Genomic DNA, 338 nt, shown 5'->3' on the forward strand with positions numbered 1-338 from the left:
ATCGTTGCTGAGGCATTTGAAATAGATGGACTGTTGTCATTAACATTCGTTACAGTAATAGTAACAGTTGCATTATCAGTGTTTGTTCCATCAGTAGCCTGTACAGTTAAACTATATGAAGTTGTTGTTTCATAATCTAACTTGCTGTTGTTAACTACGGTGATAGCTCCTGTGGATGAATTGATGCCAAAAATGCCATCGCCATTTCCTGCTGTAATTGAGTAGCTGATGGTCTCGCCATCGGCATCCAGGTCTGAAGACGTGTTGTCATCATCAATATTTACCACTGCACTATTGTTCGATGCATTTTCTGCTATCGTTGCTGAGGCATTTGAAAT

Annotated in this window: 1 protein-coding gene; it reads right to left on the reverse strand. The window is 39.6% G+C overall.

The features are described from left to right. On the reverse strand, positions 1 to 338 hold a 338-nt coding region (locus OM075_RS25925), incomplete at both ends, for a cadherin repeat domain-containing protein (protein WP_301193430.1).

It is taken from the genome of Plebeiibacterium sediminum (assembly GCF_026013605.1).
Taxonomy (GTDB): Bacteria; Bacteroidota; Bacteroidia; order Bacteroidales; family Marinilabiliaceae; genus Saccharicrinis; species Saccharicrinis sediminus.